The 21,433-nt window shown below is 71.0% G+C and carries 15 protein-coding genes and 1 pseudogene; 10 read left to right on the top strand and 6 right to left on the bottom strand.

The genetic code is table 11. From position 1 onward, the window contains the following. The first annotated feature begins 83 nt into the window (after positions 1 to 83). The 7 genes from ettA (at position 84) to AB0N03_RS07775 (ending at position 11,669) form a co-directional block, all read left to right on the top strand. Positions 84 to 1,760 carry an energy-dependent translational throttle protein EttA gene (ettA, locus tag AB0N03_RS07805; protein WP_364367012.1) on the top strand — a complete coding sequence of 559 codons (1,677 nt, stop codon included), beginning with the start codon at positions 84 to 86 and terminating at the stop codon, positions 1,758 to 1,760. 16 nt (positions 1,761 to 1,776) lie between these two features. Next, positions 1,777 to 4,221, top strand: a complete 2,445-nt coding sequence (locus AB0N03_RS07800; RefSeq protein WP_364367009.1) for a hypothetical protein — start codon at positions 1,777 to 1,779, stop codon at positions 4,219 to 4,221. A 624-nt stretch (positions 4,222 to 4,845) separates the two neighbouring features. Further along, on the top strand, positions 4,846 to 9,831 hold the full coding sequence (locus tag AB0N03_RS07795; protein WP_364367007.1) for an NAD-glutamate dehydrogenase: 4,986 nt from the start codon (positions 4,846 to 4,848) through the stop codon (positions 9,829 to 9,831). Further along, complete coding sequence (locus AB0N03_RS07790) at positions 9,828 to 10,247, top strand: thioesterase family protein (RefSeq protein ID WP_364367005.1); 420 nt, start codon at positions 9,828 to 9,830, stop codon at positions 10,245 to 10,247. The genes AB0N03_RS07795 and AB0N03_RS07790 overlap by 4 nt, the downstream gene beginning before the upstream one ends. Next, complete coding sequence (locus AB0N03_RS07785; RefSeq protein WP_364367003.1) at positions 10,240 to 10,875, top strand: hypothetical protein; 636 nt, start codon at positions 10,240 to 10,242, stop codon at positions 10,873 to 10,875. The genes AB0N03_RS07790 and AB0N03_RS07785 overlap by 8 nt, the downstream gene beginning before the upstream one ends. 52 nt (positions 10,876 to 10,927) lie before the next feature. Further along, positions 10,928 to 11,176, top strand: a complete 249-nt coding sequence (locus AB0N03_RS07780) for a hypothetical protein (protein WP_364367001.1) — start codon at positions 10,928 to 10,930, stop codon at positions 11,174 to 11,176. Positions 11,177 to 11,228: 52 nt separating this feature from the next. After that, a complete protein-coding gene (locus AB0N03_RS07775) occupies positions 11,229 to 11,669 on the top strand; it encodes a hypothetical protein (RefSeq protein WP_364366999.1) in 441 nt (146 codons plus the stop codon). Here the strand turns inward: AB0N03_RS07775 and AB0N03_RS07770 are convergent. The 3 genes from AB0N03_RS07770 to AB0N03_RS07760 all read right to left on the bottom strand — a co-directional run bounded on the left by AB0N03_RS07770 (position 11,666) and on the right by AB0N03_RS07760 (position 14,730). Further along, on the bottom strand, positions 11,666 to 13,216 hold the full coding sequence (locus AB0N03_RS07770) for a glycoside hydrolase family 13 protein (protein WP_364366996.1): 1,551 nt from the start codon (positions 13,214 to 13,216) through the stop codon (positions 11,666 to 11,668). The genes AB0N03_RS07775 and AB0N03_RS07770 overlap by 4 nt on opposite strands. Next, positions 13,216 to 13,617, bottom strand: a complete 402-nt coding sequence (locus AB0N03_RS07765) for a globin (protein WP_257920085.1) — start codon at positions 13,615 to 13,617, stop codon at positions 13,216 to 13,218. The genes AB0N03_RS07770 and AB0N03_RS07765 overlap by 1 nt, the downstream gene beginning before the upstream one ends. A gap of 123 nt (positions 13,618 to 13,740) precedes the next feature. Then, positions 13,741 to 14,730, bottom strand: coding sequence for a mechanosensitive ion channel family protein (locus tag AB0N03_RS07760; protein ID WP_364366993.1), 990 nt, complete (start codon positions 14,728 to 14,730; stop codon positions 13,741 to 13,743). A gap of 358 nt (positions 14,731 to 15,088) precedes the next feature. Between AB0N03_RS07760 and AB0N03_RS07755 the strand changes: the two genes are divergently transcribed. Next, positions 15,089 to 15,586 (top strand): HNH endonuclease, encoded by a 498-nt coding sequence (locus AB0N03_RS07755; protein WP_364366990.1) that lies wholly within the window; start codon positions 15,089 to 15,091, stop codon positions 15,584 to 15,586. 118 nt (positions 15,587 to 15,704) lie between these two features. On the opposite strand, the gene AB0N03_RS07750 is transcribed toward AB0N03_RS07755, so the two are convergent. After that, positions 15,705 to 16,058, bottom strand: coding sequence for a hypothetical protein (locus AB0N03_RS07750; protein WP_364366988.1), 354 nt, complete (start codon positions 16,056 to 16,058; stop codon positions 15,705 to 15,707). Positions 16,059 to 16,336: 278 nt separating this feature from the next. On the opposite strand from AB0N03_RS07750, the gene AB0N03_RS07745 reads away from it, so the two are divergent. Continuing rightward, complete coding sequence (locus tag AB0N03_RS07745; protein ID WP_364366985.1) at positions 16,337 to 16,591, top strand: hypothetical protein; 255 nt, start codon at positions 16,337 to 16,339, stop codon at positions 16,589 to 16,591. Beyond that, a complete protein-coding gene (locus AB0N03_RS07740; RefSeq protein WP_364366982.1) occupies positions 16,578 to 17,066 on the top strand; it encodes a DUF5130 family protein in 489 nt (162 codons plus the stop codon). The genes AB0N03_RS07745 and AB0N03_RS07740 overlap by 14 nt, the downstream gene beginning before the upstream one ends. 200 nt (positions 17,067 to 17,266) lie before the next feature. Here the strand turns inward: AB0N03_RS07740 and AB0N03_RS07735 are convergent. Both AB0N03_RS07735 and pepN read right to left on the bottom strand, forming a co-directional pair. Next, positions 17,267 to 18,377: pseudogene (locus tag AB0N03_RS07735) on the bottom strand (ISAs1 family transposase). A gap of 459 nt (positions 18,378 to 18,836) precedes the next feature. After that, positions 18,837 to 21,404 carry an aminopeptidase N gene (pepN, locus tag AB0N03_RS07730; RefSeq protein WP_364367170.1) on the bottom strand — a complete coding sequence of 856 codons (2,568 nt, stop codon included), beginning with the start codon at positions 21,402 to 21,404 and terminating at the stop codon, positions 18,837 to 18,839. Between the last annotated feature and the right edge of the window lie 29 nt (positions 21,405 to 21,433).

Raw genomic sequence — 21,433 nt, 5'->3', positions numbered from 1 at the left:
CCGGCGTGATCCCGCGCTGACTTTCGGTAGTCCGACGGTGACCGGCGTCAGGTCGCGATCAGGTGCGCTCTACGATCGTCGGTATGGCCGAGTTCATCTACACCATGAAGAAGGTGCGCAAGACCGTCGGGGACAAGGTCATCCTCGACGACGTCAGCACCGCGTTCTACCCCGGCGCCAAGATCGGCGTGGTCGGGCCGAACGGTGCCGGTAAGTCCACCGTTCTCAAGGTCATGGCGGGGATCGAGCAGGCCAGCAACGGCGAGGCGTTCATCCAGCCCGGGGCGACCGTCGGCATCCTCATGCAGGAGCCGGAGCTCAACGAGGAGAAGACGGTCCGGGGGAACGTCGAAGAGGGCCTCGGCGAGATCAAGGTCAAGCTCGACCGGTACAACGAGGTCCTCCAGCTGATGGAGACCGAGTACAGCGAAGCGCTGATGGAGGAGATGGGCCAGCTCCAGGAGGAGCTGGACCACGCCGACGCCTGGGAGCTCGACTCGACCGTCGAGCAGGCCATGGACGCGCTGCGCTGCCCGCCGCCCGAGGAGGGTGTCACGCACCTCTCCGGTGGTGAGCGCCGCCGCGTCGCGCTGTGCAAGCTGCTCCTGTCGGCGCCGGACCTGCTGCTGCTCGACGAGCCCACCAACCACCTGGACGCCGAGAGTGTCCTGTGGCTGGAGCAGTTCCTTTCCCGCTACGCCGGCGCCGTCCTCGCCGTCACCCACGACCGGTACTTCCTGGACAACGTCGCCCAGTGGATCATGGAGATCGACCGCGGCCGCCTCGTCGGTTACGAAGGCAACTACTCGACGTACCTGGAGAAGAAGCAGGAACGCCTCGCGGTCCAGGGCAAGAAGGACATGAAGCTCGCGAAGCGCCTGAAGACCGAGCTGGAGTGGGTCCGGTCGAACGCCAAGGCCCGCCAGACCAAGTCCCGGTCGCGCCTCGACCGCTACGAGGAGATGGCGGCGGAGGCGGACAAGCACCGCAAGCTCGACTTCGAAGAGATCCAGATCCCGCCGGGCCCGCGCCTGGGCAGCGTCGTGGTCGAGGTCGAGAAGCTCAAGAAGGGCTTCGACGACCGCGTCCTCATCGACGGCCTGTCGTTCGACCTGCCGCGCAACGGCATCGTCGGCGTGATCGGCCCGAACGGCGTCGGCAAGACCACGCTGTTCAAGACGATCGTGGGGCTCGAGGAGCCGGACGACGGCGTCGTCAAGATCGGCGAGACGGTCAAACTGTCCTATGTGGACCAGAACCGCGGTGGGATCGACCCGAAGAAGACCGTCTGGCAGGTCGTCTCCGACGAGCTGGACTACATCCACGTCGGCCAGACCGAAATGCCGTCGCGCGCGTACGTCAGCGCGTTCGGCTTCAAGGGCCCGGACCAGCAGAAGCCGGCGGGCGTGCTCTCCGGTGGTGAGCGCAACCGGCTCAACCTGGCGCTGACGCTCAAGCTGGGCGGGAACCTGATCCTGCTCGACGAGCCGACGAACGACCTGGACGTCGAGACGCTGGGCTCGCTGGAGAACGCGCTGGAGCAGTTCCCCGGCTGCGCCGTCGTGATCTCCCACGACCGGTGGTTCCTCGACCGGGTCGCGACGCACATCCTGGCCTGGGAAGGCACCGACGAGAACCCCTCGCAGTGGTTCTGGTTCGAGGGCAACTTCGAAGGGTACGAGAAGAACAAGGTGGAGCGGATGGGCGCCGAGGCCGCCCGCCCGCACCGTGTCACCCACCGCAAGCTGACCCGCGACTGAGGGGGCGGGTTTCCCCGTGGAAGCCAGCAAGCAGCACCGGACGGGCCTGTCCTCCCGAATGGAGGGCGGGCGCTCCGCCAATGCCGGGGGAACCCTCTCCGCAGTCGGACGGCTGATCGAGCGGGCGGACGCCCTGCACCTGCGGGCCCCCGAGCTCGCCCTGGTCCTCGGCGAGCGCGCGGCGGCGTTGTCCGAAGCCGCCGGCGCCGATGAGCAGTGGATCCGGGCCGAGAGCCTCGTCGTGTCCGCGCGCGTCCGGCTCGGCGACCGGCCGGGCACGGTCGGGCGGGCGGTCGCGGCGCTGCGCGCGGCCGAACACGCCGGCTACGGCGACATCGCCGCCCGGCTGCGCATCGACCTCGCCGTGTGCGCCCGCAGCCTGGGCCTGCCGCTGACCGGGCTGGCCGCACTGCGGCCGGTGCTGACCGATCCGGTCGTTTCGCCGGTGCACCGCGCCGCCGCGCTGACCCACCTCGTCGGCGGCCTCGCGCAGATCGGGCGCAAGGCGGAGCTGGACCGCGTGCTCGTCGAGGCGGACAAGCTCGTCCTCGGCGACGAGTCCCTGGGCGCCGACACCCAGCTGCTGGTGCGGGCGCTGCTGCGGGTCGGCACGGCCGCGCACCGGCGCCGCCACGGCGACCTGACCGCGGCGGCCGACGCCGCCCGGACCGGCCTTGGCTTCCTGGAGAAGCTCGACAACCCGGCCGACGACGGCGGCCTCGTCCGGATCCGGCTGGTCCTGCTGCTGGTGAGCACGCTGCTCGACCGCGGCGACGCCGAAATGGCGTACGAGATCGCCGAGCCGATCCTGGCCGAGCCGGTGCGGGCGGCCGGGGTCGCGCCGATGGGCTGGCTGCGGCTGGCCGTCGCGACGCGGATCCACCTGCCTTCGGGTTCGGGCGAAGCGGCGATCGAGCTGGTCCGCGAAGCCGTGGCGAGCACGGATCGGCACGGGCTGTCCGCGGTCACCGCCCGGTTGTGGCTGGAGCTGGCGCAGCTGGAGGAGCGGTTCGGGCAGGCCGAGGAGGCCATCGCGTGCCTGTACCGCTCGCGGGCGGCCGAGCAGCTCCACGCGCGGGCCCGGCGGCAGGCGTGCAGTGTGCTGGCCGGCGAGTTCGGCGCGGGGGAGCCCGCGTCGGTCGACCTCGACGAGGTGCTGAAGGCGGTGCCGTCGCGGCCGGTCCCGGTCGTCCCGGCGGTGGTGGCCGTTCCCGCTGCCCCGGCTCCGGTTGCCGCCGTCGAGCCGGTCGCTCCGGAGCCCTCGCCGCGGACGCCGGCCTGGTCGTTCGGCCGCGAGGAGACCCCGAAGCCCGAGCCGCGGCAGCCGGCACCCGCGTGGTCGTTCGAACGGCCGCGCGTGACCGCCGACGCGGCCGAGACGTCGGTGATGCCGGCGGTGCGGGACGAGCCCGCGGAGCCTCGCGTACGCCCGGAGCCAGTGGTCATGGAGCCGGTGGTCGTCGAGCGGCCGCCGTCGCCGGTCCGGCTGAAGCCGATCGAGGTGCGGTCCGAGGCCCCGCAGCCGGGTCGCCGCCGTCAGCCGGAACCCATCGAGGTGCGGTCCGACGCCCCGCCACCGGGGCGCCGCCGTCAGCCGGAACCCGTCGAAGTGCGGTCGGCACCCGAAGTCCCGGCCGAGCGCCCTCGCGAGCCGGAGTTCCGGGCCGAGCCGGCGCCGGAGCGGCGTACCGAGCCGCCGGCCGAGCGCCGGAGCGAGCCGGAACCGCGGCCCGCGGCCGCCGAGAACGGGAAGACCAAGTTCTCCTGGGCGGCGCTCGCCGAATCACGGCTGCGGGAGACCGCCGCCGAACGCGAGTCGGCGCCCACGCGCATCACGCCGGCGTTGCCGCTCGCGCCCGAGCCCGCCGCCGAGCGGGAGCCGTGGGAGCCGGAGGCGCGGCGCGAACCGCAGCCGTCGACCCGGCACGACGCCGAGCACGGTTCGGAGGCCGCCCGGTCGGTGCTGGACCGGCTCGGGATCTCGTCGTCGGGCGGCGCGAGCGGGGGCCGTCGCCGGGCGGAGGACGCGGACAGCCCGCGCGAAACCGCGGCCGGCGAGGAAACCCCGCGGCGTCCGGAGCCGGAGCTGGCCCCGCCGCCGCGGCCGGAGGACGAGCCGCCGTCGGCGCCGGATTACCGCGACGAAGCCGAGCCTTGGCTGCCGCGGCTGAGGATGCCGCCGTCGCTGGAGCCGATGGAGGACTTCGGCCACTGGACGCCGGCGACGGCTCCGTTCCCGGAGAGCTACGCGCGCGCCATCGCGGAGGACGAGCCTCCACCGGACGCGGGTCTCGCCGACCTGCTGGCCCGCGCGCTGGCGGAGCACCAGGCGGGCACCGCGAGCGCGGCCGCGCTGGTCAAGCAGCTGGGGTCGAAGGACACGGGCCGCCGCAACGGCCACGGCCGCAACGGGCACGGAGCCGAGGTCGGCGACTCCCGCCGCCACGGCACGGGCGACTGACCGAACCCCCGCTGGTGTCTTGAATGAGTCCTTCAGGACCTCCCAAGACCTGAGTGACTCATTCAAGACGTCCCAGGCCGGGATCCGGCGCTTCAGTGCCGAGTTCGTGCGGCGCCGGCTCGGCAGCTCGCGCCGCATGGCGCGGCGAGCCGTCGCCGTTTCACTCCCGCGAACCTCGGCGCCGAACCACCCGCGCCCGTCGCCGAACTGCCGGATCCGCCCACCCCGCCGCCCACCCGGCCGCCCCGGTCGGCGAGACACCCCTATTCGTCGCCGACCTGCCGGGGGCCGGCCGCAGTGGCGTCCGTCGCACCCCGGCGTCGCCGACCGGCCGACAACGTTCGCCGAACGGCACCGGCTCATCTCAGCTGAACCGATCATGTTGGCCCCACGTCGGGCAACGCCCCCCGAGGCAGGCTGGTCAGCGCCGCGCGGAACCCCGGAACGCAACCCGTCAGTAGCTTGACCGATCACGCGAATCCGCTGGCCCGGAAGGGTTTTCCGACACTGGGGAACCCCCGGGTCTTCATGTGTTCCCCGACCGCGGCGCATTAGTGTGGGGTGGCCGGGTTCAACGCCGAACCGGCGCGGTGCCACCTCACGAATACTGGAGAGTTGCCTCGAATGAGCTCGACCGGAGTCTCGTCCCTACCCGGAACCGGAGCCGACGCCGAACCCGAATTCGGCCGGCGTTCCCCGGCCAGCCCGGAGCAGATCAGGGACGACCTGATCGACGCCGCCGCCGGCCTGGCGCCGGAGATCGGGGAGCTCGTCCGGCTCTACTACCGGCACATCCCGGCCGAAGAGATCGTCGGCGACGAGCCCGTCAACCTGGTCGGCGCGGTGCGCTCGCACCTGCAGCTCGCCAAGTCCCGGATGCCCGGCCGCCCGGCCGTGCGGCTGCTCAACCCGACCGTCGCCGAAGACGGCTGGGCGCGCGAAGCCACCGTCGTGCAGGTCGTCACCGACGACATGCCGTACCTGGTCGACTCGATCGCGGCGGAGTTCGCCCGCGACGGCGTGCAGGTGCAGCGGATCGTCCACCCGATCGTCGTCGTCAGCCGCGACCTGACCGGCGAGCTCCAGGAAGTCCACCCCGACGCCGACCCGGCCGAGCCGCCCGCGAACTCGGCCGCCGAGTCGTGGATGTACATCGAGATCGACTTCGTCACCGACCCGACCCGGGCCCGCGAGCTCGACAACCGCCTCTCCAGCGTCCTCGGGGACGTCCGCGAGGTCGTCGAGGACGCCGAGAAGATGGCCCAGACGGCCTGCCAGCTCGCGAGCGAACTGGAAACCGAGCCGCCGCACCTGCCGCAGGCCGAGGTCGCCGAGGGCGCCCGCCTGCTGCGCTGGCTGGCCGACGGCCACTTCACCTTCCTCGGCTACCGCCGCTACGAGCTCGTCGACAACCCGCACCCGGACTCGGACGAGCCGGCCTTGCGCGCCGTGCTGGCCTCCGGGCTCGGCGTGCTGCGCCAGGACAGCCTGGCCGCCCGCGGCCTCACCGCCGGCCCGGACACCGCCGCGTCCGCCCTCTCGCCGACGCTGCTGGTGCTGACCCAGGCGAGCGCGCCCTCGACCGTGCACCGGCCGGTCTACCCGTACTACGTCGGCGTGAAGACCTTCGACGGCGAAGGCACCGTCACGGGCGAGCACCGCTTCCTCGGCATGTTCACCACCACCGCGCTGCACGAGAACGTCCTCGACATCCCGGTGGTGTGCAACCGCGTCCGCGAGGTCATCCACCGCGCCGGGTTCCCGATGGAGTCCTTCTCCGGTCAGCGGATGCTCGAGGTGCTGCAGAACTGGCCGCGCGCCGACCTGTTCTCCGCCGACACCGACTCGCTGTACTCGACGACCACCGGCGCGATCACGCTGTCCGACCGCCGCCGGCTGCGCCTGTTCCTGCGCCGCGACCCGTACGGCCGCTTCTACTCCTGCCTCGTCTACCTCCCGCAGGACCGCTACACGACGCGGTCGCGGCTGGCGATGCAGGAAGTCCTGCTCGAAGAGCTCGAGGGCACCCAGCTCGAGTACAGCGCCCGGATCGGCGAGACCGTCCTGGCGCAGGTGCACTTCATGGTCCACACCGACCCCGCGCGCCGGCTCGAACCGGACACGGCGAAGATCCAGGACCGGCTCAACGACGCCGTCCGCAGCTGGGACGACCGGATGGTCGAGGCGGTCCTGGACGAACGCCGCGAGCGGTCGGACGGCGGCGTGGCCGTCGGCGTCCTCGGGGAGGAGTCGGCGACCGAGCAGGGCCAGCGCTTCGCGAGCGTCTTCCCGGAGGGCTACAAGGAGGACTTCTCGGCCGGAGAGGCGCTGGCCGACCTCCGCTCCCTCGACTCGCTGACCGACGAGGGAGATCTCGCGCTGTCGTTCTACCGGCCGTCGGACGCCGAGCCGGGCGAACGGCGCTTCAAGCTCTACCTGCGCGGCGAAGGCGTCACCCTTTCGAAGGTGCTTCCGGTGCTGCAGGCCATGGGTGTCGAGGTGGTGGACGAACGGCCGTACGAGCTGCACCGCGCGGACGGCGGCGCCTGCTGGATCTACGACTTCGGCCTGCGCGTCGCCCAGAAGATGCTCGACGAGGGCGACGACCACGCGGTCGACCAGCTGCGCGGCCGCTTCCAGGACGCCTTCGAGGCTGCCTGGCGCGGCGACGCCGAGGTGGACGGGCTCAACGGCCTGGTCCTGCGCGCCGGGCTGACCTGGCGCCAGGTCGCCGTGCTGCGCGCGTACTCGCGCTACCTGCGCCAAGCCGGCAGCGCGTTCTCCCAGGACTACATCCAGAACACGCTGCTGAACCACACCCAGGTCGCGACGAAGCTGCTGCGGCTGTTCGAAGCCCGCTTCGACCCGAAGCTGGGCGACGCCGATCGCGAAGCCGCCACCGAAGCGCTCGGCAGCGAGCTGAGCGCGATGATCGACGAGGTCACCAGCCTCGACGAAGACCGCATCCTGCGCCGGCTGATGGCCGTCATCCGCGCCACGCTGCGGACGAACTACCACGTCACGGACACCGACGGGAACCCGCGGACCTACCTGGCGATCAAGCTCGACCCGGCCGGCGTGCCCGACCTGCCCGAGCCGCGGCCGCGGTTCGAGATCTTCGTGTACTCGCCGCGCGTCGAGGGCGTGCACCTGCGCTTCGGCGAGGTCGCGCGCGGTGGCCTGCGCTGGTCGGACCGCCGCGAGGACTTCCGCACCGAGATCCTCGGCCTGGTCAAGGCGCAGGCGGTGAAGAACGCGGTGATCGTGCCGGTCGGCGCGAAGGGCGGCTTCGTCGTGAAGCGCCCGCCGTCCGCGACCGGTGACGCCAGCATCGACCGCGACGCCCAGCTCAACGAGGGCATCGCCTGCTACCGCATGTTCATCTCCGGCCTGCTCGACCTGACCGACAACCGGATCGAGGGCAAGACCGTGCCCGCGCCGGGCGTCGTCCGGCACGACGCCGACGACTCGTACCTGGTCGTCGCGGCCGACAAGGGCACCGCGAAGTTCTCCGACATCGCCAACGAGGTCTCGGGGCAGTACGGCTTCTGGCTGGGCGACGCGTTCGCCTCCGGCGGCTCGGTCGGCTACGACCACAAGGCCATGGGCATCACGGCGAAGGGTGCCTGGGAGAGCGTCAAGCGGCACTTCCGCGAGCTGGGCAAGGACACCCAGGCCGAGGACTTCACCGTCGTCGGCATCGGCGACATGATGGGTGACGTCTTCGGCAACGGCATGCTGCTGTCGGAGCACATCCGGCTGGTCGCCGCGTTCAACCACATGCACGTCTTCCTCGACCCGAACCCGGACGCGGCGGCGACGTTCGCCGAGCGCCGCCGGCTGTTCGACCTGCCGCGCAGCTCGTGGGACGACTACGACCGGTCGCTGATCAGCGAAGGCGGCGGGATCTACCCGCGCACGGCGAAGTCGATCCCGGTCAGCCCGCAGGTCCGCGAGGCACTCGGCCTCGACGAGAACGTCAAGGCGCTCGCGCCGATGGACCTGATCCAGGCGATCCTACTGGCGCCGGTCGAGCTGCTGTGGAACGGCGGCATCGGCACCTACGTCAAGGCGGAGAGCGAAACCCACGCGGCCGCCGGCGACAAAGCCAACGACGCCATCCGCGTCGACGGCAAGCAGTTGCGCGTCAAGGTGTTCGGCGAGGGCGGCAACCTCGGCCTGACCCAGCTGGGGCGCATCGAGTTCGCCCGCAACGGCGGCAAGATCAACACCGACGCGCTGGACAACTCGGCCGGCGTCGACTGCTCCGACCACGAGGTCAACATCAAGATCCTGCTCGATCACCTGGTGCAGACCGGGAAGCTCGAGGAGGCCCAGCGCAACGAGCTGCTGGCGGAGATGACCGACGAGGTCGGCGCGCTGGTGCTGGCGGACAACTACCGGCAGAACGCCGTCCTCGGCGTCAGCCGGGCGCACGCCGCGCCGATGGTGTCGGTGCACGCGCGCCAGGTCCAGGCGCTGGTGTCCGCGGGCGCCTTCGACCGGAAGCTCGAAGCGCTGCCGAGCAACTCCGAGTTCCGCGAGCTGGAGAAGGCGGGCAAGGGCCTCACGTCGCCGGAGCTCGCGACCCTGCTCGCGCACGTCAAGCTGGAGCTGAAGGACGAGCTGCTCGCCAGCGACCTGCCCGACTCGAAGGTGTTCGCCGGCCGGCTGTCCGAGTACTTCCCGAAGCCGCTGCGCGAGCGGTTCGCCGACGCGATCGGCGAGCACCCGCTGCGCCGCCAGATCATCACCACGATGATCGCCAACGAGGTGGTCGACGGCGGCGGCATCTCCTTCGTCTACCGGCTGATGGAGGAGATGAGCGCGACCGCGACCGACGCGGTGCGCGCGTACGCGGTCGTGACGCGGGTGTTCGACCTGCCGGCGCTGTGGACGGAGATCGACGCGCTCGACAACGTCGTGCACACCGACGTCGCCGACGCGATGGTGCTGGAGACGCGGCGGCTGCTCGACCGGGCCGCGCGCTGGTTCCTCACCAACCGGCCGCAGCCGCTGGCGCCGCTGTCGGAGATCAAGCGCTTCGGCCGCGTGCTCGGCGACCTGGTGCCGAAGATCGGCGACCTGCTGCGCGGCCGCGAGGCGGAGTCGGTGCAGAAGCACGTGGACGAGCTGATCGCCGCGAACGTGCCCGATGGCCTGGCCCGCCGCGTCTCGCTGCTGCTCCACACCTACGGGCTGCTCGACGTCACCGAGGTGGCCGAGCTCGCCGAGCAGCAGGTCGGCGTGGACGCCCCGCACAGCCCGGCGGAGACGGCGGAGCTGTACTACGCGCTCTCGGCGCACCTGGACGTCGACAAGATGCTGACCGAGATCAGCGCGCTCGAACGCGGCAACCGCTGGCACGCGCTCGCCCGGCTTTCGCTGCGCGACGACGTCTACGGTTCGCTGCGGGCCATCACGCTGGACGCGTTGCGGCACAGCGATCCCGGCTCATCCGGGGACGCCAAGATCGCCCAGTGGGAGAAGACGAACGCGTCCCGGCTGCAGCGGGCCCGCGTCGCGCTGGACGAGATCCACAAGTCCGGCCGGCTCGACCTCGCGACGCTTTCGGTGGCGGCCCGGCAGATCCGGAGCACGGTGCGGTGACCTACGTTTCGCACGTCCGCCCGCGCTGGACGGACATGGACGTCTACGGCCACATCAACCACGCGAAGATGGTGACGCTGCTCGAAGAGGCGCGCATCCCGCTGCTGTTCAAGGGGGCCGTCGAGGCCGGGCTCGACCAGCTGCCGAAGGGCATCGTGGTGGTCAAGCTGGAGGTGGCCTACAAGGCACCGATCGTGGTGTCCGGGCAGGAGCTGCGCGTCGGCATCGACCTGACGGAGCTGCGCGCGGCGAGCTTCACGCTGGCCTACCGCGTCCACACCGGGCCGGCCGAGTCCGACCCGGTCGCGGTGACGGCGGAGACGGTGCTGGCGCCGTACGACACGGTCGCGTTGCGGCCGCGTAGGCTCAGCCCGCCCGAGTCGGAGTTTCTGAAGCAGGGGTTCGCGGATGCCTGAGTTGTTCGTGCCGGACGCGGCGGACCGGGAGACCCTCGGTGCGTTCGTCGCCCGCGCGGTCCGGCTGGACGGCCAGACGGCCGTCCGGCTGCGGCAGCGCGGTGACGGCGTGGTCGAGGCCTGGACGGCGACGCCGTTCGAGTGCCTGGCCACCCGAGCGGTGGCCGGCGACGTCACCCCCGGCGACGTCACGGTGTCCGGCAACGAGCTGCTGGCGGCGCTGACGGTCGCGGGCGGCCCGAAGATGGATCCGGGCCCGGCCCGGGACCTGCTGTGGCAGGGCGAGTTGCCCGCGCCCGGCCGTTGGCAGCTGGTCGACGAGCTCCCGGCGGCCGTCGTCGCGGACCTCGCCGACCGCGGCGTGACCCTGGCCAGGGACAACGCCGGCCCGCACGGCAACCCGCCGGCGTCGCTGATGGACCAGGCGGTGTTGACCGTGACCGGCGGCTCGGTGGAGATCAAGATCCAGATGCGTTGCCTGTTCGCGATGTCCGGCATGGGTTTTGTGGATTCGGACGTGGAGGGTGACGTCGTCCGCGTGACGGCGACGGACTCGTGGCTGCGCCTCGACGCGCGGTACGGCGCGATCGTGCGGCGCCGGCACGCGTTGCTGCCGCTGCTGTTCTGACGGATTCCTTACGGCTGCCCCCGTTCGAGCCGAGCGGTGGCACGCTGGAGGCATGACCCCGGACGAGGACCCGACCGCGGACTTCCTCGCGGAGGTCCGCGCTTCGGAAACTCCCTGGCGCCGCGAGCGTCAGCCGGGGGAGCAGGCGCTGGAGCGCGCCGAGCGTCCTGAGAGGTGGGGCCGCACGCGAGCGGCGGGCCGGGCGGCCGCCCACGCGGCGCCCTACCTCCAGGCCGCGGCCCTCGTCGCGTGGCTGGCGAGCGGCGCCTTCGACGACGGCTCGGGCGACCAGAACGGTTGACAGCCCCGTGACCGATTGGTTACAGTCCGCGCCTTCCCGGAAGGTGAGCCAGTTGATCAAGTTCCCGGCGTTCACCGTGACCGTGACCCGCGAAGCCGGCGTCTGGACCGCGAAGGTGACCGACGACCTCGACGGCGTCACCGGTGCGTTCAAGGAGTTCGGCGACGTCGATCCCGGCATGCGGAAGATCGTCGCGAACCAGACCGGCCTCCCGCCCGAGCGGTTCTACCTCCGGTGGCGCTACGAGTTCGACGACGCGGACGCGACCGACCTCGTCCGGCAGTACCAGGAGGCGGCCCGGATCGCCGAAGAGGTGACCGAGTGGCGGGAGGGCGTCCGCGCCCGCCTGGTCGCCACGCTCAACGGGCAGATCCCGCAACGCGCGATCGCCGACCTGCTCGGGCTGTCGCACCAGCGCGTCAACCAGATCGCGCGCGCCTCCGTGCCCACGGCGGCCGAAGTCGTCGAGCCCGGCCGCTGGGTTCCCCGCTAGACCAGCCAAGCGGCCGCGTCCGCCGGCAGCTTCCCGTCCACCAGCGGGCTGCTGCTCAGCAGCAGCTCACCGGGCGGCAGCGCGATCGGGCTCGCGGACGTGTTCAGCGCGCACACCAGCCCGCCGCTCTTGCGGCGGAACGCGAAGCAGCCGGCCGGAGCGCCGTACCACTCCAGCTCGTCGCCGGCGAACGCCGGATGGGTCTTCCGCAGCTCGATCGCCTGCCGGTAGAGCGAAAGCGTCGAGTCGGCGTCCTCGATCTGCTTCTCGACCGTCAACCCGGCCCACTCGCCCGGCATCGGCAGCCAAGTCCGCGGGTTGCGGGAGAACCCGAACGGCGGCAGGTCGCCTTCCCACGGCAGCGGCACCCGGGAGACGTCCCGCCCGAACTCGGCCCCGCTGGTCTTCGCACGAGGGTCGGCCATCTCCGAAACCGGGATGTCCACGTTGGCCAGGCCCAGCTCTTCGCCGTTGTACAGGTAGACCGCGCCGGGCAGCGCCAGCTCGACCAGCGCCATCGCCCGCGCGCGGCGGACGCCCGCGGCGCCCCCGCCGTAGCGGCTGACCTGCCGCCAGACGTCGTGGTTGCCCAGCGTCCAGGTCGCGGGCGCGCCGACCTTCGCCGGCACCGTCAGGGAACGTTGGATGGCCGTGCGCATCGCGTCCGCGTCGAAGTGGGTCATGACCAGGCGGAAGTTGAACGCCAGGTGCAGCTCGTCGGGCCGCAGGTACCGGGACAGCCGCTCCTCGTCGGTCACCCAGATCTCGCCGACGGCCATCGCGTCCGGGAACTCGTCGAGCACCTTGCGGATCATCTGGTGGATCTCGTGGACGCCGTCGTAGTCCCAGCGCGGGTCGTAGTAGTGGCTCGGCCCGAGCGCGTCGGCGCGCGGGTCCATGTCCGGCAGGCCGGGCGGCTTGGCCATGCCGTGCGCGACGTCGATGCGGAAGCCGTCGACGCCGCGTTCGAGCCAGAAGCGCAGGGTGCGTTCCAGGTCGGCGGCGACCTCGGGGTTGGTCCAGTTGAGGTCCGGCTGCTGCGGCGCGAACAGGTGCAGGTACCACTGCCCGTCCGGCACCCGCGTCCACGCCGGGCCGCCGAACGCGCTGACCCAGTTGTTCGGCGGGTCCTCGCCCGTCGGCCCGACGCCGTCGCGGAAGACGTAGCGGTCGCGCTCCGGGCTGCCCGGCTTGGCCGCCATCGCGGACTTGAACCAGGCGTGCTGGTTGCTGGTGTGGTTGGGCACGACATCGACGGTGACCTTGATGTTGCGCTTGTGCGCCTCGGTCAGCAGGACGTCGAAGTCGCCGAGGGTGCCGAACATCGGATCGACGTCACGCGGGTCGGCGATGTCGTAGCCGTGGTCGGCCATCGGCGAACGGTAGAACGGGGTCAGCCACAGCGCGTCGACGCCCAGCAGCTCCAGGTAACCGAGCCGGGAGTGGATGCCTTCCAGGTCTCCGACGCCGTCGCCGTCCGAATCGGCGAACGAGCGCACGTAGACCTGGTAGAAGACGGCGTCCTGCCACCAGGCGTCGGGTCTCATCAGACGAAGCTGTTCATCATGCTGTGCGCCGCCATCTCCAGGTAGGCCCAGAGCTGGCCCCGGTAGGGCTCCTCGAGGTTCTCCTCGTCGACCGCGATCCGGATGCAGCGCAGCCAGGCGTCGCGCTCGATCGGCCCGATCTTGAACGGCGCGTGCCGCATCCGCAGCCGCGGGTGCCCGCGCTGGTCGGAATAGGTGTGCGGGCCGCCCCAGTACTGCATGAGGAACAGCCGGAAGCGCTCCTCGGCCGGGCCGAGGTCCTCCTCGGGGTAGAGCGGGCGCAGGATCTCGTCCCGCGCGACTTCTTCGTAGAACCGCCCGACGATGCGGCGGAACGTGGGTTCGCCGCCCACCGCTTCGTAGAGGTTCGCCGGTTCGCTCACTGCAGACACGCCTTCCATTTTGCCCTCCGGGTGCGGGTTCCCGACGCCCGGTCCCGCCCTCGCCGGAAGGTCGCGAACCCGTTTCCCAGCGTAACCACGCGGGCCGGGTCGTGAGGTACCCCACGGCCCGGCCCGCGGGCGCTACTTCTTCTCGATCGCGGCGGCGGCGTTCGAGTACAGCCGGCCGAGCGGGGGGTCGAAGCCGGCTTCTTCCAGGGCCGCCAGCAGCTGGGCCCGCAGGGCCCGCTGGACCGCCCACTGCTTGCCCGGCCGGACCTTCACGGTCAGGCGCAGCTGGAGACCTTCCGCGGTGACGCTCTCCACACCCAGCATCTCCGGGGGCTCGAGGATGTTGTCCTTCAGCGCGTCGCTTTCCGTCGCGGTCGAGGCCGCATCGCCGAGCACCGTGGCCGCGCGCGCGACGTCGGCGGTGTAGCCGAGCGGGACGTCGACGACCGCGACCGCGAAGCCCTGGCTCGAGTTGCCGACGCGCAGCACCTCGCCGTTGCGGACGTACCAGACGGTGCCCTTGAGGTCGCGCAGCGTGGTGATCCGCAGGCCGACGGCCTCGACTGTGCCGGTCGCCTCGCCGACGTCGACGACGTCGCCCACGCCGTACTGGTCCTCGACCATCATGAAGATGCCGGAGAGGAAGTCCTTCACCAGGTTCTGCGCGCCGAACCCGATCGCGACGCCGATGATGCCGGCCGAGGCGATGATCGGGCCGAGGTTGATGCCCAGTTCGCCCAGCACGAGGATGAAGGCGAGGCCGTAGACCAGGAACGTCGACATCGACTTCAGCACCGAGCCGATGGTCTGCGCGCGCTGGCGGCGCCGTTCGATCACGGCGGACCCGAGCACTTCGGGGGCGCGCTCGCGCAGGGGGCGCAGCAGGGCGGGGAGCTTCCCGTTGCCGCGGGGAAGCGTCGTGACCCGGTTGATCATCCGCTTGATCAGCAGGCGCACCACGAAGGCGATCACGATGATCATCAGGATCTTCAGCGGCTTGGTCAGCAGCCAGTTCGTCGAGCCGGCCAGCCACTCGTTGCCGGTGGCCTTGAACACTTGGAAGCACAAGGTGGACGCGTCGGTGATGCACGGCGTCTGGCCGGCGGTGAGCAGGGGGGACACGGGGGTTCGATCATCCTTCCGATCAGGTCGGTGAGCCCAACTGTAAGTGGATGTCGGGTCGCGCGGATGTGACACGTCAGGTAACACACGTGCGCTGGGGGCCTGTTCTGTGGTCGACTATGCCTACGCCCCTGGAGGTGGTCGAGTGCCAGACCGACAACCCAGCCCCCGCGGCGTCTCCGGCCAAGCCATGGCCGCCGAGACGCCAGAGGTGGTCCTGCGCGCCTATCCGGGGGGTACCGCATCCGGCGGTCCCGTCCCGGCCGGGCCGGGGAACCGCCCAGGGGGAGTTACCCGCCCGCCCGGACAGCGTAGTAGAGGCCGGGATCCGGCCGCTCCGGCCTGGGGCCGGCGCCGGGTGCTCCTGCTCAACGCCACGTTCGAGCCGCTGACCGCGTTGCCGCTACGGCGCGCGGTCGTGCTCGTGATGTGCGGCAAGGCCGAGGTGGTGCACGGCGACCCGGGCGGCACCGAGCTGCATTCGGCCAAGGTGTCGCTGCCCGTGCCGTCGGTGATCCGGCTCAGCACGTACGTGCGCGTGCCCTACCGGGCGAAGGTGCCGCTCACCCGCGCCGGGCTGATGCACCGCGACCGGTACCGCTGCGCCTACTGCGGGGGGCGGGCCGAGACGATCGACCACGTCATCCCGCGCAGCCGGGGCGGGCCCCACGCCTGGACGAACTGCGTCGCCTGCTGCGCCAAGTGCAACCACCGCAAGGCGGACCGGCTGCTCTCGGAGATCGGCTGGCGGCTGCGGGTCGTCCCGCGCGCCCCGCACGGCCCGCACTGGCGGCTGCTCGCGCACTCCAAGGAGGCCGACCCGCTTTGGCGTCCGTATCTCGGCTCCGCGGCCTAGCTGTTTTCGGGGCTGACGGAGCCCGGACATGCCGGCGCCCCGGCTGCCTTGCGGCGGCCGGGGCGAGCCGGGTGCTTGCGCGTGTACAGGTAGTGCGTGCGGCCCTGGAGTGGCGGGGTCAGGCAGCGAGCGCGTAGTCGCTCTGGCAGGTGACGCGGGTCCCCATGGTGACCCGCGTTCCCCGCGTGACGCGGGTGCCGCAGGTGACGCGCGTGCCGGCCGTCACGCGCGTGCCCATCGTGACCCGGGTGCCCCTGGTGACCCGGGTGCCTCGCGTGACCCGCGTCCCCGCCGTCACCCGGGTGCCCATGGTGACGCGCGTTCCCGCCGTCACACGTGTACCGCGAGTGACGCGTGTACCCCGCGTAACCCTTGTGCCCGCCGTCACACGCGTTCCGGGCACGAATTCGATTTCGCTCAGTGACGAGATGGTCTCGGTGATCGCCTGTGCGGGGGTGTGGACGCTGTTCATGGCAAGGCCTCCTGAGACCGGTGCGTTACCTGCTGAAGCTGGAGAGCGGGGCGCAAGGCCCGTACAGGTGAAAAAGCTACGAGGATTTCAAGGCCGCGACAAGACGACAGCGGCGGGTGCGGCCGCCTGTACGTTGAGTTGCAACCTTTCGGCCCGACGGTCTTCGCCCCAACGTTCCAGTGCCCGCGAGCCAAGCGGCGGACGGCATTCGGCTTACGACGAACGGTCGAGTGCGGCGCGCGCGGTGGCCGTGGAGGTCATCCGATACGCTCAGCGCCGTGAACGTTGTCGAGACGATCGTGGTCTTCGCCGTGATCCCGCTGGCCATCTACGGCCTCGCCGGGCTGCTGACGCTCCGGCGCAGGTCCGGCGGTGCCCCGCGGCACCGGTCCGGCCAGGCCTGGGACTATCCGGCCATGTGGTGGAGCGCCAACCCCGAAGGGGTCGGTGCCGGGCACCGGCACGCCGGCGCCGAGAACAGCGCGCCCGAGGGCGCCCCGACCGCGGCAGGAGGCGCTCGTGGCAACTGGTGAGCTGACGAAGCGCGTCGACGAGTCCGAACTGGGCTACGGCGAGGCTCTCACGTCGAGCGGCCGCGTGTCGGCCGCGAAGATGTACGAGCCGGCCGCGCCGACGAGCCCGTTCAACACGCGCCAGCTGGCCCGCCTCGACGAGGCGCTGACGTTCGCGAGCCGCGAGACGGGTCTCGACTTCAGCTTGTACCTCGGCGAGCTGGGCCACGACAGCCGTTCGGCGGCGGAGAAGCTGCACGCGACGACGTCGAACCCGGCGAACTCGGTCCTGATCGCGGTCTCCCCGGGCGAGAAGCTGATCGAGATCGTGACGGGCAAGGCGGCGTACGTGCGCCTTCCGGACCGCGGCGCCAAGCTGGCGGTGGCGAGCATGGTGGCGTCCTTCAAGGAGGGCGACCTCGTGCGCGGGCTGGTCAGCGGCCTGGTGAACGCGCTGCGCATGCTGTCCGACCAGGCGGGCCCCGTGCCCCGCTGACCCAGACACGCGAAGAGCCCCGCACCTCGCCGAGGTGCGGGCTCTTTACGTCCGGCGCCGGTTGTCCACACCATCGCCGTGATGTGGACAACCGAGCCGCCGAAGTGGCCGCTACCCGGCTTTCGTCGGGCGCCCCCGATACGCTGGACAAGGGCACGCCCCCAGGGAGGGCGGGGGTTCCGGCAAAGTCTTTGTGCTGCTTAGGCGGGTATTCCGAGCAGGGTGAGAGCTCGGGTGGCGTTGCGGGCGGTGTGGCGGAGCGCTTGGGCGATGTTGGTGTGCCCGGCTTGTCGGTGTGCGCTGGTGGCGAGGTTGCGCAGGCTGGCCATGACTCGGGGTGCGGTGCCGGTGCGGGCCCGGGATTGGTCTTCTTTATAGGTGACGTCGCGGACCCAGTGGAGTTTGTTTTCGATGTGCCAGTGACTGCGGACGTAGCCTCCGATATGGGCGGGATGAGCGTAGCGGCCAGTGAGGCTGGTGAGGCCGAGCGCGGCGTGGGCGGAGCGTTTCTGGCTGGTGTGGTGGGTGATGTAGCGCTCGATGAGGAACGCGTGCGTGGCATGAGGGAAGTCGATGGCCGGGTAGCCGAGGAACTCGCCCAGGGGTGCGAGCTGGACGGTGCGGCGTTCGCTGCGGCCGTGCCCGCTGCCGCTGGTGTGGTGGGTGGGGATCTCGTGCCAGGGCAGGGTGTCGAGCAGGCCGTGGAGGCGGTGCTGGTTCTCTTTGACGGTGAGTGAATACGTAGTCCGCGCGTTGGTGCAGGTAGCGGGCATGTTCGGCGGTGGTGTGCAGGGCGTCGGCGGTGACTACCCGTCCGGCCAGGTCGATCGTGTCCAGCAGTGGTTGGAACCAGGTGATTTCGCTGCTGCCGACCGGGACTTGGCGTTGACCGAGCACTGTTGCCGTCTCGTGGGTGTTCGCGGCGAGCAGGTGCACTCCGGCGCCTCCGGTGCGGGCGAAGGTGCCGCGCAAAGATTTGCCGTCCACCGCGATCGCTACCGGTGCGGTCTGGGCCGGGTCGGTGGTGCTGGTGTCGTGTTCGGCGAGCCACCTGCTGATCACGTCGTCGAGGATGTCGCCGTCGACCCGGCCGGCCATCCGTCGCACGGTGGCCTCATCGGGTGCTGCATACCGGGCTTGGCGGGGATCGAATCGGGTGCCTAGTGCGGCCAGCACCGACTGTGGTGCGTCGGCGGCCCATTCGCCGATGGCGGTGAACGACTGGGCTCCTGCTACTACGGCTGCGGCGGCGAGCGCCAGAATCGACCCGATCGAATGTCGTACGCCCCGGCGATCTCGTGGGTCGGGTATGTCGGCGAGCTGGGTGCGCAGGTCAGCGGCCCAGGATGGATTGGTGTGGGAATCGATGACCGGGGTCAGGCGATCACGTACGACAGGGATCAGGCACGATTGCGCAGCGGGCACGGCTCTCTCACACGATCATGGGACCTAGACAATCACATGATCAACGAGGGTCGTGCCCGCCCTGCAACCAGGCCAAAAGACTTTGCCGGAACCCTGCCCTGGGAGGGCGGGGGCTTCGGCAAAGTCGCGTTCGCCGGGCGGACGTCATGAAAGGGTCGTTCATGACGTCCGGCGACAGGAAAGAGTCGTTCATGACGTCGCGAACCCCGCCCGACGTCGCGAATGACTCATTCGGGACCTCCGGCGCCCCCAATGACTCATTCGCGACACCCGACTCCGCGCGGCCCTGACTTTGCCGAAACCCTGCCCAGGGAGGGCGGGGGCCGCTTTCCGGGGCCGTGCGGCTCAGGCCTGGGCGTCGAAGTCCCGCGCGGCCAAAGCCCGCACGATCCCCGCGCGCCCCTCCGAAACCAGCCGCCGCAAGGCCTGCGAGTGCTCGCCGGCCAGCCACCCGTCCGACGCCGTCACCGTCTCCGGCGCCACCGCCCACGACGGGTACAGCCCGATCGCGATCGGCTGCGCGCGCTCGCTCGAGCGCCGCTGCCACACCTCGTCGATCACCTCGAAGTACCGCGCGACGTACGAACCCAGCAGCGCCTTCTGGCCCGGGTGGGAGAAGCCCGAGATGAGCGAGTCGCTGACCGCGTTCGGCAGCTCGTCGTCGTACACCGCGCGCTGCCACGCGTCGGCCTTGGCCTCCGCCGTCGGGCGCAACGCCCGCGCGCGCTCCGCCTGGCGGCGGCCCGTCGCCGTGTTGTCGCGGGCCAGCTCGGCGTCGATCTCCGCCGTGTCCGCCTTGCCGTGCGCCACCAGCGCGTGCAGCAGCCGCCAGCGCAGGTCCGTGTCCACCGACAGGCCGTCGAGCGGCGCCGACCCGTCCAGCCAGCCGGCCAGCACCGTCAACGCCGAGGCGTCCAGCACCGACCCCGTCAGCGAGTTGACGAACGCCAGCTGGTGGTCCGAGCCCCCGTCCGCGCCGCGGGCCAGCTCCAGCAGCCGCTTCGTGAACGCCGGCCAGCCGGTCGAAGCCGCCCACTGCTGCTCCGCGTAGGAGTTCAGCGCGGTCTGGGCCTGCAGCAGCAGCCGCTGGACGACGCCGACCTCGGTCTCGGTGTGGATGCCGCGCTGCACCAGCGTGACGAAGTCGCGGGCCTTCAGCTCGGCCTCGCGGGTCATCTCCCACGCCGCCGACCAGCACAGCGTCCGCGGCAGCGGCTCGGTGATGTCGGCGACCCGGTCGATCAGCGTCGTCAGCGACGCCGGGTCGAGCCGCATCGTGCAGTACGTCAGGTCGTCGTCGTTGACCAGCACCAGCCGGCCCGCGGGCCGGCCGACGAGGGCGGGCACCTCGGTGCGCGCGCCGTCGACGTCCAGCTCCACCCGCTGCGTCCGGACGATCTTGCCGGAGCCGTCCTCGTCGTAGATCCCGACGGCGACGCGGTGCGTGCGCAGCTCACCGGCGCCCGGCTTCGCGCCGGACTGCACGACGGCGAACGAGGTGAACGTGCCGTCCGCGCAGACCTCGTAGCGCGGGCTCAGCGAGTTCAGCCCGGTGGTCTCCAGCCACTGCGCGCTCCACCACGACAGGTCGCGCCCGGACGCCTCTTCCAGCGCGCCCAGCAGGTCGGCCAGCGTCGCGTTACCCCAGGCGTGCTTGCCGAAGTACACCTTCAGGCCGTCGAGGAAGTGGTCCAGCCCGACGTAGGCGACGAGCTGCTTGAGCACGCTCGCGCCCTTGGCGTAGGTGATGCCGTCGAAGTTCACCTCGACCGCGTGCAGGTCGAAGATGTCGGCGGCGATCGGGTGCGTCGAGGGCAGCTGGTCCTGGCGGTAGGCCCACGACTTCTCGATGTTCGCGAAGCTGGTCCACGCGTTCTTGTACTCGGTGGCCTCGGCCTGGGCGAGGACGCTCGCGAAGGTCGCGAACGACTCGTTCAGCCACAGGTCGTCCCACCAGCGCATGGTCACCAGGTCGCCGAACCACATGTGCGCCATCTCGTGCAGCAGCGTCTCGGCGCGCCGCTCGTAGGCGTAGCGGGTGACGCGGCTGCGGAAGACGTAGTCCTCGAGGAACGTCACCGCGCCGGCGTTCTCCATCGCGCCCGCGTTGAACTCCGGCACGAACAGCTGGTCGTACTTGGAGAACGGGTACGGCGTACCGAACTTCCGGTGGTAGAAGCCGAAGCCCTGCTTGGTCTCGGTGAAGAGCCGCTCGGCGTCCATGTGCTCGGCCAGCGACGCGCGGCAGTAGACGCCCAGCGGGATCGTCTTGTGCTCGTCGGTGTACTCGTCGCGCCACTCGGCGTACGGCCCGGCGATCAGCGCGACCAGGTAGGTCGAGAGCCGCTCGGACTCCTTGAACACCGTGCGGACGGCGCCTTCGGGCGTCTCCTCCGCGGACTCCGCCGCGGTGTTCGAGATGACCTTCCAGTCCTTCGGCGTGATCACCGTGAGCCGGTAGACCGACTTGAGGTCCGGCTGGTCGAAGCAGGCGAACATCCGCTTGGCGTCCGCCGTCTCGAACTGCGTGTACAGGTAGACGGTGTCGTCGACCGGGTCGACGAACCGGTGCAGGCCCTCGCCGGTGTTCATGTACCGGCAGTCGGCGGTCACGGTGAGCTCGTTCGTCTCGGCCAGGCCGGCCAGCGCGATGCCCTTGTCCTCGACGTACGCGCTGATGTCGACGTCCGTGCCGTTCAAGGTGGCCGCGTGCACGCGGTCGGCGACGATGTCGACCCACGTCCGTTCGCCGGCCCGCGCGCTGGAGAACCGCACGGTCGTCTTCGACGCGAAGGTCTTCTCGCCGGGGCCGCCGTGGCCGTCGGTGAGATCCAGCTCGATGTCGTAACCGGTGACGTCGAGCAGGTCCGCGCGCAGCTTGGCTTGGTCGCGGGTCAGGTTGGGGGCGGGCACAGGCACCTCTGGTCGTTGGTATCGGTTTT

The organism is Amycolatopsis sp. NPDC051061 (assembly GCF_040682935.1).
GTDB lineage: Bacteria > Actinomycetota > Actinomycetes > Mycobacteriales > Pseudonocardiaceae > Amycolatopsis.
Note: the sequence above shows the minus strand (reverse complement) of the source record. Positions and strands in the feature narration are given on the sequence as shown.